The sequence below is a fragment of the Pedobacter sp. genome (assembly GCF_045628745.1).
Lineage (GTDB): Bacteria > Bacteroidota > Bacteroidia > Sphingobacteriales > Sphingobacteriaceae > Pedobacter.
Genome location: NZ_JAZQPU010000184.1, coordinates 1 through 11268, shown reverse-complemented (window position 1 = coordinate 11268; position 11268 = coordinate 1). Strand labels below are relative to the sequence as shown.

The following is an 11268-nucleotide window of genomic DNA, read 5'->3' as shown; positions in this document are numbered from 1 at the left end:
ACCCCGCGCATTACCTGTACGCCATAAAGCATAATGAACATAAACATAAAAACACCAGCAATATAGGCTACAATGGTGCTTGCCCCAGCACTTGAATCTTCTTCAAGACCTGCTTCATTGATTTTCTTGGTATCAATGTCTACTTCAGTTTTTAGCTTGTCGAGGTCATTTTGTGAAATGCCCGAAGATTTCAGCTTCTGCATGCTGATTAGCTCTTCAATATCGTTAGAAATGCTGCTGCCTAAAGTTAAACCCGCTTGTTTAGTACCTAATATTTGGATGCCCTGGGGATGGTCTAATTTAAAATCTGGCAGGTAAAGAATATAATCATAACCAGATTTGCCCAGCGAAGCTTTCATCTCCTTTAAAGGCTGGTTAACATAGACATAAGTCCTGTTCTTTTTTGCAGGAAGCTTTTCGGTGAGGCTTTTGTTTTCTGAGATAACGGCAATTTTGTTCTGGCTGCCTTCCATACCCCGATAGGTAAAGTAAAACATCATGCCATAAAATCCGGCAATAAGGAGAGGGGTAAGCAGGGTCATCACAATGAAGGATTTCTTTTTAACCCTCGACATATATTCCCTTTGTATAATGAGTAAGACTTTATTCATGGTGTTTAGTTTTTTGGTTTAACCTTGTCAATAAAAATGTCATTCATAGTGGGTATCACTTCATCTAACCTGTTGATCTCCACATGAGGCAACAATGCCTGCAACAGGTGGTTTGCGTTCTGCGCAGGGCTTAGCTGTACCTTTAGTTTAGTAGTGCCATTGCTGCTGGCAGTTTCTAAAACATTAAACTCAGGATTGGCCTGTGCAAGGTTATAAGCACCATGGTAATCTACCCAGAAGGTGTGGTTACGGTATTGCTGTTTAATGTCTGACACCGCGCCATCAAGAATCTTTTTACTTTGGTGGATCAGGGCAATATGGTCACATAATTCCTCTACAGATTCCATGCGGTGGGTAGAAAAGATAAACGTTGCACCCTGTTTGTTGAGCTCGAGAATTTCATTTTTAATGACATCCGCATTGACAGGGTCAAAACCAGAGAAAGGTTCATCCAATATAATCAGCTCAGGCTGGTGTAAAACCGTGGCTACAAACTGTACTTTCTGTTGCATCCCTTTACTGAGGTCTTCCACTTTTTTGTTCCACCAGCTACCCATTTCTAACTTTTCAAACCAGTATTTAATGCGTTTGGTGGCTTCGGGTGTGCTCAATCCTTTGAGTTTAGCCAGGTAAAGCACCTGCTCGCCAATCTCCATTTTTTTATAGAGTCCGCGTTCTTCAGGCAGGTAGCCAATTTGGGAAATATGATCAGCATTTAATCGCTTGCCATTAAACAAAACTTCACCGCTGTCGGGTGCTGTAATTTGCGTGATAATTCTAATGAGGGATGTTTTTCCGGCACCGTTAGGGCCAAGGAGTCCAAAGATTTTGCCTTGTTCAATGTTAATACTTACATCATCTAAAGCAAGGTGAGCAGCATACTGTTTTACAATGTTATTTACCTGGAGCATTTCAAATGGTTTAGGGGCTAATTTCAATCGTATCTTTACTGATCTTGATGGTCAGCAAGGGTTATACTTATTAGTATCTAAATTAAGGTAAAGGTTACAGAATTTCTAAAAATTAGTTAGGGTAGGGGTAAATAATAATTTTAACAGCATTGCAACAATAAAATGGATATTGGGTTACGCTAAGTGATTAACGTTGATATATTAATAATTACAATTAACAATTAAAATTATGGGCTTACCAATTAATATAGAATCGTTGATACATGGTCGTACAATCGAATGGGAAAGACTTGAATTCAAAAAAGGTTGGAATCCAGAAGATATTATCCACTCCATGTGTGCATTTGCAAACGATCTTCACAACTGGGGCGGTGGTTATGTTATTATTGGTATTGCAGAAAGTAAAGGACAGCCAGTTTTACCTCCAGCAGGTTTGGTTCAAAATCAAATAGATGCACTGCAGGGCGAAATTGTTCAGCTAGGGCATAAGATACAGCCTAATTATTTTCCTATCATTCAACCTTATGTTTTAGAAGGGCAAGATATTTTGATACTTTGGTGTCCGGCGGGTGATAACCGGCTCTATATGGCACCTACAACTTTAGGAAAAGGTGCACAGCGGCAGGCATATATTCGGGTGGGTTCCAGGAGTATAGTCGCACAGGGTGAAAATTTAAGACGTTTGCAAGAACTCACGGCTCGTATTCTTTTTGATGATCGTGTTAATAATCAGGCTACCATTCAAGACTTTGACTTGGGCTTAATTCAAGCACATTTACAGGAAATTAAAAGTGATTTGTTTGATGAAAGCAGGAACATGTCATTTGAGGATTTATGCCGTACCATGCACATTGCAAAAGGACCGATAGAAGATTTGCGGCCTGTAAATGCCGGGTTATTATTTTTTTCTAAGACTCCGGAGAAATTCTTTTCAAGAACTTGGATAGAATTAGTTTGGTTTCAGGAACAAGAAGGTAAGTACTTTGGTAGTGTAAATTGAACTGTGTCAGCGTTGGCTTAGCCATTTTGCAAATGCAGCTTAATTCTATCTTCAAACATAATGTATAGCTGAGATAATGTCAAGTTCCAATTATGCAGGGGCATTGTCCATTTCTCAGCTACTCTTTGTACAACCAAAAAAACCAGTTTTAATAAAGCATTATCTGAGGTGAAAGCACCCTTGGTCTTGGTAACTTTTCTTACCTGTCGATGGAAGCCCTCAACTGTATTAGTGGTATAAATCACCTTTCTTATATGAGCATCGAACCTGAAAAATGTAGCCAGACATTCCCAGTTATTATACCAGGACTTCACAGGAACAGGATATTTTTTGCCCCATTTCTCATCAAGAGCAATTAGGTTTTCATAACCTTGTTCTTTAGTAAGGGCTTGATAAACGGGCTTTAAGTCTGCCATAAATGGCTTCTTATCTTTTTCAGCCACATACCTTAAACTGTTACGGATCTGATGTACCACACAGGTTTGCACTTCAGTTTTTGGGAAGATTGCTGCTATTGCTTCAGGAAACCCCTTTAAACCATCTACACAAGCAATAAGCATATCCTGCATTCCTCTGTTTTTTAAATCAGTTAAAACGGCCAGCCAGAATTTGGCACCCTCGCTTTCAGATAAATACATCCCTAAAAGATCTTTCTTTCCATCAAGTGAGACACCAAGAATATTATATACAGCACGGGTAATTACGCCACTGCCTTCACGAACTTTGTAGTGCATGCAATCAAGATAAACGAAAGCGTATACTGAATCCAAAGGGCGCTGACGCCATTCATTCATTGCTGGATTACCTTGTCTGTGATAGAGGATAGTGTGGCAGCAGAGATGTCCATTTGGTACATTTCTTTGATATATTTTGTAATATCCCTGGTGCTTAAACCCAAGCCATAGAGCCCAATCACTTTTTCTTCCAGTTCCTCTGTGATGATCACCTGTCGTTTGGGCAAAACTACAGGTTCAAAACTCCCTGCACGATCACGGCTGGTTTCAATATCAAACTCTCCTGATATACTTTTGACGCGTTTGGATATCTTGCCATTGCGCCTATTGGCTGATCCTGACGCTTTTTCTTCTTGAAGATGGGATTCTAGTTCACCATCAAGGGCCGCTTCTAAAAAGTGTTTTAATAAGGGGGCAAAGATGCCTTTTTCACCATTGAGTGGCTTACCAGCATACATGCCTTTGATCGCCTCAGCTTTGAAACGCTCAAAATCGAAGTCATTGTTCTCGCTCATAATCTGTATCATAAAGTTAAAAAATCAAATTCTCAATTTCTTAACTGACACAGTTCATTTTACAGTCTCAGTACTTTAAAGAATTTTATTTTAAAGGCCCATTACAGAAACAATTACGGGATGCCTTATCCTTTCTTAAAACATACATCATTTCAGAACAGATCATCAAACGCCCAAATATAGCTGAAGCAGATCGTTTTTATAATTTTCCTTATGATGCCATTGAAGAAACTTTATCTAATACTGTTTACCATAAAAGCTATGAATTAGGCTCTCCTATTGAAGTGCAGGTTTGGCCAGATAAGATTGAAATATTAAGTCACCCTGGACCGATTCCTCCAGTTAATGCTGAGATATTAAGCACCTATAAACGAATAATCGCCAGGGAATATCGTAATAGGCGTATTGGTGATTTTTTAAAAGAACTCCGGTTAACGGAGGGACGTGGTACTGGCTTCCCTACTATTTATAAAGCAATGGAAATAAACGGTTCACCTTTGCCTGTTTTTAATACAGATGAACATACTTATGTATTAGTAACATTGCCTGTTCACGCGGGTGTAATTGACCAGGTTGATGATCATAATGGTAACCAAGTAAACTCATTGATATTTAATGATTTAAATGAAATAGTTAGTTTTAGTAACCAAGATGGTAACCAAGCTAGTAACCAAGCTAGTATCGAAGCTCAAGTTATACTTAATGAAGAAATACATGATAGAGTTGGAGAAATGCTGAAAATTCTAAGCAACAAGATGAAAAGAGCAGTGCTTTTCAATCGGATGAACTTATCAAATCAATCAAAAAATAGATCAAGATATTTAGATCCATTGGTAGAGCTAGGCTGGGTAAAAATGGAATTTCCACAAGAAAAGACAAGCCCAAATCAAACCTACATGATAACAACCGCAGGAAAAAGAATATTGGACCTGATCAATGCGGAATGAATTTCCACAAGAAAAGACAACTTTTCAGCTTAAGTAAGCAAAAACAATACTATTCAGTAGTATAAGTAAATAATAAATAACCCCCTACTTACCCATTGCTAACTTATAAGTAATCACTCTTAGCCACTACTTACCGGGCAGGTAGGGACCAGGTAGCGGTTAGGTTGCAGATTTTCGGTAGCAACCCGGTAGCAAACCCGTAGGAAGTCCGTTATAAACACGGCTTATAAGTTAGTGATCCGTTAGTGAATAGCAAAGGATAGGTCAATGATGGTTTACGAATAGTCAGGGAGATAGATAAAAAAAAGCCCGGATCATTTGTCATGACCCGGGCTTTTGCTCGTTTATTATTTATCGTGTAATTGCTTACTCGAAGTATTCTTTCATTTTCTCGAAGAAACTCTTGTCATTTTTACCTGGCTGAGGTTTAAAATTAGGAGACTCTCTTAATTTTTCAAGCAGGGATCTTTCTTCCGAAGACAAAGCTTTTGGCGTCCAGATGTTGACATGAATAATCTCATCACCACGGTGGTAAGAATTGATTTCAGGAATACCTTTACCTTTTAGGCGCAATAACTTGCCACTTTGGGTACCAGGTTCAATTTTAATCTTGGCTTTACCATCAATGGTTGGTACTTCAGCACTGTAACCTAAAGCAGCATCAATAATGCTCACATGTAAGTCGTACACAATGTTGTTACCTTCACGTTTTAATGTTTCATGAGGGATTTCTTCAATCAGGATAATTAAATCGCCGGGAATACCACCGTTAGGGGCAGCATTACCTTTACCACTCATGCTCAACTGCATGCCGTCGCTAACGCCGGCAGGGATGTTGATGGTGATGGTTTCTTCGCCACGAACGGTGCCTTCACCATGACATGAATTACATTTAGAAGTAATCTGAGAGCCAGAACCATTACAAGTAGGGCAGGTAGCCGTAGTTTGCATTTGTCCTAAAATGGTGTTGGTTACCCTGCGTACAGAACCACTACCACCACAAGTACTACAAGTGCTGATTGAAGAGCGATCTTTTGCGCCAGAACCATCGCAAGTTTTACAAACTACCTGTTTATTAACTTTTATTTTTTTCTCTGCACCGTTGGCAATTTCTTCCAGGGTGAGTTTTACTTTAATACGAAGGTTAGAGCCTTTAGCAACACGTCTGCCTCCGCGGGACTGGCCACCGCCGCCACCGCCAAAGAAACTGTCAAAAGGACTGCCACCGCCGCCTCCGCCACCAAAGATATCGCCAAACTGGCTAAAGATATCTTCCATGTTCATGCCGCCGCCGCCATAGCCGGCGCCACCACCGGATGCACCACCAACACCAGCATGACCGTAATGGTCATAACGTTGTTTTTTCTCCGGATTACTTAAAACTTCATAAGCCTCTGCTGCTTCCTTAAATTTGTCTTCAGCAGATTTGTCATCTGGATTTTTATCCGGGTGAAATTTGATCGCCAGCTTACGATAAGCTTTTTTGATCTCATCCGCGGAGCTGTTTTTACTAACTCCGAGTATATCGTAATAATCTCTCTTACTCATAATATTAACTGCCCACTACCACTTTGGCAAAGCGAATTACTTTGTCGTTTAAGGTATATCCTTTTTCTAAAACATCTATTACTTTACCTTTAAGGTCCTCTGAAGGAGCAGGAATCTTTGTAATGGCTTCATGAAGATCGGTATCAAAAGGCGTATTTACGGTTTCCATTTCTTTCAGGCCTTTTTGTACCAAAAGACCTTTTAGTTTCTGGTGTACCAGGTTTATACCTTCTTTTACTGCGGCAACATCAGTTGTATTTTCCATTGCTTTTTGAGCACGGTCAAAATCGTCTAATACAGTTAATAAGGAAATGATGACATCTTTACCTGCGGTTTGCAAAAGCTCTACGCGTTCTTTTTGGGTACGACGTTTGTAGTTATCGAATTCAGCAAACAAGCGTAGGTACTTGTCATTAAGTGCTGTAACTTCTTCTTGTAGTTTCTCTTCTACAGTAGGCTCTGCCGGAACCTCAGGCAAACCGCCTTCAGTCATTGCTTCTGCTGTATCATTAGTTGCTGCTTCTTCATTAAGCGGCTCAACGTTTTCCTGCGTTCTAGTTTGGGTACCTTCCACAGGGTTTTCATTATCGTTTTTCTTCTTCTTGCTAAACATGTTTCAGTAGAATTTTTCAGGGTAAACTCAAAAGCTCTGCCAATAGGGTATATCAGCCACCCTGTCAGTTTAATTTAAAAGCTACTGACCAGAATGGCTGAAAACGTAAAATATGTCATAATTTGTTAGACGAACGTGGCGTCTTCGTGCACCAGACCACCTTCGCATTTAATGATTCTTGAAGGAAGGGCACGTATAATGTGGTAATCATGTGTAGCCATTAAAACGGCTGTGCCATTAAGGCTTATTTGCTTCAAAAGGTTCACAATTTCTTCAGAAGTTTCAGGATCTAAGTTTCCTGTAGGCTCATCGGCAAGAATAATTTCCGGGTTGTTTAATAAAGCCCTTGCAATAACAATGCGCTGTTGCTCACCACCAGATATTTCATGTGGCATTTTCTTGATTTTAGAACGAAGACCCACTTTATCTAATACATCTTTAATGCGCTCCTGAATCAGGTTTTTGTCGTTCCAACCTGTAGCCTTCAATACAAACTCCAGGTTTTTTTCGATGGTCCTGTCAGTCAGTAACTGGAAATCCTGAAATACGATGCCTAACTTACGTCTTAAATAAGGCACCTCTCTATCTGAAAGCTTTTTAAGGTCGAAGCCTGCAATTTCACCTTCGCCGGTTTTAATGTGCAGTTCACCATAAATAATTTTCAGTAAACTACTCTTTCCTGAGCCCGTCTGGCCAATTAAAAATACAAACTCTCCTTTATCAATACTTAAGTTAACGTCGGAGAGTACCAGGTGTTTTTGCTGATAAACATCAACGTTTTTTAAATTTATAACTGCGTTTCCTGCCATGTTTATATATCTAATTTCTTAATTTGTCCGAATGGCAAATCTTTAACAATATCCATTATATAAGGTAGTTTATTGCCCAGGCCTAATTTTTCTAATGATTTATCCGGCCTGTCTACCCTAAAATATGCGAGTAAGGTAAATTTCTCATCACGCAACTGTACATAATCCGGAATTTTAGCTATGCCTTTTACTTTGATCACATACATTGTTCAAAAATAACATTTCAAAATGATATACGGGTATTAATTTTCTGCCAGCGTTTGAAGGAAAGCAACGGTATTGATGTTATCAGCATAATCCCAAAGTTTAGGCTGCTGACTTTCGCCGAAGCCCGCCACACCTGTATTTAGCTCCAGCTTTGCCGATGTTACCACACATTGAATGTTATCCTCAGCTGTGTTTAAGGCTTGCGTAACCTCGGCTATATTTTTATAACGTTCATAGTATAAAACAGCAAGAGGGGAGGCGATGGCTTGATCTTCTTTAAGGAGTAAAAAGCCATTGTCGTAGTGTGTGGCTGCATTAACCAGGTAAATAGATTTATTATAATCGTAGTTATTATTATATTTAAAGTGGTTGAAAATAGGCTGGAAAGATTCTAGAGGTTCAAAGAAATCTTTGATGTCGTAATCTTCAGGGAAATAGATTTTTGAAACATTGCGGCAGCCCAAGCCGAAGTAATCAAAAATGTCATGTCCTAACTGTTCAATTTCTTCTTTAGTTTCCTTTCCAGTCAACACGGCAACACTATTACGGTTTTTACGGATGATGTTTGGCACTTTACCAAAGTAGTATTCAAAATACCTCGATGTATTGTTGCTGCCGGTGGCAATAATGGCATCAAAATCTTTCAATCTTTCAGTGTATACTACCTTATCGGCAAAAAGAGGTTCAATTTTGATCAATTCAGCCAATATTGCAGGCAAAAGCTTATTGTCTGATGAAGAAAGTTTGATTAAAGCTATGTTTCCAGTTGCTAAAACACACAATACATCATGAAAACCGACCATTGGAATGTTGCCTGCTAAAATTAACCCTACTTTTTTAGGGTTTTTGCTGATGTTGACATCCTTTAACCAGGTTTGCAGGTCTTCTGTATTGAGCATCGTATGGAATGCTGATAATGAACGCTCTACCTCATCGGTAGTAAACCATGCATTATGGTTTGGTGCCGACAAAATAAGGTTTTTTAATTGCTCATCAGGCTGTTTTAAGAATGTACTAAGTTTATTGAAAGCAATAATTATTTTTTCTGCACTAAGGAAAGACATATTGAAACTAATTTTAAAGTATAAGTGTTATATTTGCATGCAAAGTTAACCTTAGCAAAAGATATACACGAAGACATGGCTATTAAAATAACAGACGAATGTATTAACTGCGGAGCATGTGAACCGGAATGCCCAAATAATGCAATATACGACGCCGGCTCTGCCTGGAGATTTTCTGATGGAACCAACTTAAATGGGATCATTGATTTTGGTGAACAACAGATTGATGCTGAAGCACCACAGGAAGCGGTTTCTGATGAGGTTTACTACATCGTATCTGATAAATGTACAGAATGTAAAGGTTTCCACGATGAGCCTCAATGTGCTGCAGTTTGTCCGGTAGATTGCTGCGTAGATGATGAAGATGTTCGCGAAACAGAAGAAGAATTGTTAGCGAAAAAAGCCTGGTTACACCAGGAGGGATAGTTTATTCCTATATAATTTTATTAAAGAGGCCGGTTACAGCAATGTAACCGGCCTTATTGTTTTCTATACGTCTGCCTTGTTTGGCACAATTAATACCGGGCACGCAGATTTTCTGGCCACATGCTCAGCAACACTGCCCATTAAAAAGTGGTATAAGCCTGTTCTGCCATAGGTGCCGATGACAATCAGGTCTGAACCCCATTCATCAGACTGCTGGATAATGCCATGTGCCGCACTGTCAACCACACTCAGGTAGGTGGTTTTAGTACCCTGGCTAAATTTATTTTCTATTTCCTGCAACAGCAAGTGACTGTTTTCTTCGCTGTTATCATAGGTTTCCAAAAATACCGGTGCCAAGGTTAAATCAGGATTGATGTTGGCCGGCACAGGTTCAATAATGTTGACCAGGGCAACTTCAGCTCCATAGTTTTTAGCAATTTCATAACCGGTTCTGGCGGCTTTTTCAGAACAGGTACTGTTATCAACAGCAATCAAAATCTTTTGTATCTTCATGGTTATAGGCTTATTTGTACATAAAAATAACAATTTAACTGCTTACTTTTATGCTTTGTTAAAATTATGGAAGAACAATACGCAACTTGCAGGGTATCCATCGCTCCCATGAGAGCTGAGCCAAATGACCGTTCAGAAATTGTTTCACAGCTTTTATTTGGAGAAGAAGTGACGGTTTTGGAAAAAACGGAGCGCTGGTGGAGAATCAAAACTTCGACAGATAGTTATGAAGGATGGATAGACTTTAGACAAGTTGCCTTAACGGTTAAACAGGAAGCTAGTGGTTTCATGGCCCCTTTAAGCGTTAACAATGCGGTTATTGCCCCTGATGGCAGTAAGTATTACCTTGCCCCAACGAGCCCTTTACCCGGTTTTTCTAATGGGACTTGTATGATTGGCGAAGTGCAGTTTAAGGTAGAGTTTGAACCGGTACAAGTAACAGGAGTGGACACAAAGCCTGACCTGAAGTCTCTTGCGTTGTTTTACCAGAATGCACCTTATTTATGGGGCGGCAGGACTTTGTTTGGCATTGACTGCTCTGGCTTTGTACAGGCTGTATTTAAAATGGCCGGTTTACAGCTGCCAAGAGATGCCGCTCAGCAGGTGGAAGTTGGCCAGACCGTGGATTTCCTGATGGAAGCCCAATGTGGCGATGTTGCCTTTTTTGACAATGCAGAAGGGCGTATAACCCACGTAGGACTGTTGTTGAGCAATAACGAAATTATCCACTCCTCGGCAAAGGTGCGCATTGATCCTCTTGACGACCAAGGGATCTTCAATAAGGAGCTTCGTCAATATTCGCATCAGCTGCGTATCATTAAAAGGTTTATCTAATTTATCTGGCTGCTACCAGGCATTGAGGTTCATGTTTGATCGGGAAGTTGCAGGAGTTAGCGATGAAGCACATATTATTGGCTTCAGCATGCAGGCTTTGTGCTTTCTCTACATGGGCATCCTCAGTGATGGTGACGATAGGGTAGATGGTTACTTCTTTAAAGTGGCCACTGCCATCGGCATTTTCCAGCATCTTGCCAATAGCTTTGGCTGTATATTCCAATACAATAATGCCTTCCTGAGAACATAAATGAAGGTACCAGAGCATATGGCAGGAAGAAATAGCACTCACCAAAAGGTCTTCCGGATTGTGTTTAGTTTTATCGCCTAAAAATGCTGAATCTGAGGATCCCTGTATGTCGGGTTTATTTTGGATGGAGATGATGTAACTTCTATCATAGGACCTGTAATCCATCGTACCTGAACCTTTATTGCCAGCCCAAACCAGGGTAGTTTGGTACTCATGTTCCTTAGCCATAATTTATACTTAGTTTATGCCAATTTAAACATTTTGATGCTGAAATCTAATTTTTTTA

The 11268-nt window shown here is 39.8% G+C and carries 13 protein-coding genes and 1 pseudogene; 4 read left to right on the top strand and 10 right to left on the bottom strand.

The genetic code is table 11. The annotated features are described in order from the left end of the window. Both ACR2F7_RS07315 and ACR2F7_RS07310 read right to left on the bottom strand, forming a co-directional pair. A partial coding sequence (locus ACR2F7_RS07315) for an ABC transporter permease (RefSeq protein WP_432712928.1) occupies positions 1-611 on the bottom strand: 611 nt, incomplete at its 3' end. A 5-nt stretch (positions 612-616) separates the two neighbouring features. Continuing rightward, positions 617-1522, bottom strand: coding sequence for an ABC transporter ATP-binding protein (locus ACR2F7_RS07310; RefSeq protein WP_432712927.1), 906 nt, complete (start codon positions 1520-1522; stop codon positions 617-619). A 229-nt stretch (positions 1523-1751) separates the two neighbouring features. Between ACR2F7_RS07310 and ACR2F7_RS07305 the strand changes: the two genes are divergently transcribed. After that, positions 1752-2522, top strand: coding sequence for an AlbA family DNA-binding domain-containing protein (locus ACR2F7_RS07305; protein ID WP_432712926.1), 771 nt, complete (start codon positions 1752-1754; stop codon positions 2520-2522). A gap of 17 nt (positions 2523-2539) precedes the next feature. Here the strand turns inward: ACR2F7_RS07305 and ACR2F7_RS07300 are convergent. Next, positions 2540-3771: pseudogene (locus ACR2F7_RS07300) on the bottom strand (IS256 family transposase). 44 nt (positions 3772-3815) lie between these two features. Here ACR2F7_RS07300 and ACR2F7_RS07295 point away from each other — a divergent pair. Beyond that, positions 3816-4718: an ATP-binding protein gene (locus ACR2F7_RS07295; protein WP_432712929.1), complete on the top strand. Its 903-nt coding sequence runs from the start codon at positions 3816-3818 to the stop codon at positions 4716-4718. 366 nt (positions 4719-5084) lie between these two features. On the opposite strand, the gene dnaJ is transcribed toward ACR2F7_RS07295, so the two are convergent. The 5 genes from dnaJ to ACR2F7_RS07270 form a co-directional block, all read right to left on the bottom strand. Continuing rightward, positions 5085-6266, bottom strand: a complete 1182-nt coding sequence (gene dnaJ / locus ACR2F7_RS07290) for a molecular chaperone DnaJ (protein ID WP_432712925.1) — start codon at positions 6264-6266, stop codon at positions 5085-5087. A 4-nt stretch (positions 6267-6270) separates the two neighbouring features. After that, a complete protein-coding gene (locus ACR2F7_RS07285) occupies positions 6271-6879 on the bottom strand; it encodes a nucleotide exchange factor GrpE (RefSeq protein ID WP_432712924.1) in 609 nt (202 codons plus the stop codon). A gap of 125 nt (positions 6880-7004) precedes the next feature. Next, positions 7005-7688: a cell division ATP-binding protein FtsE gene (locus ACR2F7_RS07280; RefSeq protein ID WP_432712923.1), complete on the bottom strand. Its 684-nt coding sequence runs from the start codon at positions 7686-7688 to the stop codon at positions 7005-7007. Positions 7689-7690: 2 nt separating this feature from the next. Continuing rightward, on the bottom strand, positions 7691-7894 hold the full coding sequence (locus tag ACR2F7_RS07275; protein WP_432712922.1) for a fructose-6-phosphate aldolase: 204 nt from the start codon (positions 7892-7894) through the stop codon (positions 7691-7693). 36 nt (positions 7895-7930) lie between these two features. Next, complete coding sequence (locus tag ACR2F7_RS07270; protein WP_432712921.1) at positions 7931-8959, bottom strand: acyl-CoA reductase; 1029 nt, start codon at positions 8957-8959, stop codon at positions 7931-7933. A gap of 75 nt (positions 8960-9034) precedes the next feature. Between ACR2F7_RS07270 and ACR2F7_RS07265 the strand changes: the two genes are divergently transcribed. Then, a complete protein-coding gene (locus tag ACR2F7_RS07265; RefSeq protein WP_432712920.1) occupies positions 9035-9385 on the top strand; it encodes a 4Fe-4S dicluster domain-containing protein in 351 nt (116 codons plus the stop codon). Between the two features lie 63 nt (positions 9386-9448). Here the strand turns inward: ACR2F7_RS07265 and ACR2F7_RS07260 are convergent, their stop codons facing one another. Next, positions 9449-9898, bottom strand: coding sequence for a universal stress protein (locus tag ACR2F7_RS07260; RefSeq protein ID WP_432712919.1), 450 nt, complete (start codon positions 9896-9898; stop codon positions 9449-9451). Between the two features lie 66 nt (positions 9899-9964). On the opposite strand from ACR2F7_RS07260, the gene ACR2F7_RS07255 reads away from it, so the two are divergent. Beyond that, positions 9965-10732, top strand: coding sequence for an NlpC/P60 family protein (locus tag ACR2F7_RS07255; protein ID WP_432712918.1), 768 nt, complete (start codon positions 9965-9967; stop codon positions 10730-10732). Position 10733: 1 nt separating this feature from the next. Here ACR2F7_RS07255 and ACR2F7_RS07250 read toward each other — a convergent pair whose 3' ends face one another. Beyond that, complete coding sequence (locus ACR2F7_RS07250; RefSeq protein ID WP_432712917.1) at positions 10734-11210, bottom strand: OsmC family protein; 477 nt, start codon at positions 11208-11210, stop codon at positions 10734-10736. Positions 11211-11268: the final 58 nt, after the last annotated feature.

Bases quoted from the DNA above. Each gene is read 5' to 3' on its own strand.
- ACR2F7_RS07310 (WP_432712927.1), bottom strand. From the start codon at position 1,522: ATGCTCCAGGTAAATAACATTGTAAAACAGTATGCTGCTCACCTTGCT.
- ACR2F7_RS07305 (WP_432712926.1), top strand. From the start codon at position 1,752: ATGGGCTTACCAATTAATATAGAATCGTTGATACATGGTCGTACAATC.
- dnaJ (WP_432712925.1), bottom strand. From the start codon at position 6,266: ATGAGTAAGAGAGATTATTACGATATACTCGGAGTTAGTAAAAACAGC.
- ACR2F7_RS07285 (WP_432712924.1), bottom strand. From the start codon at position 6,879: ATGTTTAGCAAGAAGAAGAAAAACGATAATGAAAACCCTGTGGAAGGT.
- ACR2F7_RS07280 (WP_432712923.1), bottom strand. From the start codon at position 7,688: ATGGCAGGAAACGCAGTTATAAATTTAAAAAACGTTGATGTTTATCAG.
- ACR2F7_RS07275 (WP_432712922.1), bottom strand. From the start codon at position 7,894: ATGTATGTGATCAAAGTAAAAGGCATAGCTAAAATTCCGGATTATGTA.
- ACR2F7_RS07270 (WP_432712921.1), bottom strand. From the start codon at position 8,959: ATGTCTTTCCTTAGTGCAGAAAAAATAATTATTGCTTTCAATAAACTT.
- ACR2F7_RS07265 (WP_432712920.1), top strand. From the start codon at position 9,035: ATGGCTATTAAAATAACAGACGAATGTATTAACTGCGGAGCATGTGAA.
- ACR2F7_RS07260 (WP_432712919.1), bottom strand. From the start codon at position 9,898: ATGAAGATACAAAAGATTTTGATTGCTGTTGATAACAGTACCTGTTCT.
- ACR2F7_RS07255 (WP_432712918.1), top strand. From the start codon at position 9,965: ATGGAAGAACAATACGCAACTTGCAGGGTATCCATCGCTCCCATGAGA.
- ACR2F7_RS07250 (WP_432712917.1), bottom strand. From the start codon at position 11,210: ATGGCTAAGGAACATGAGTACCAAACTACCCTGGTTTGGGCTGGCAAT.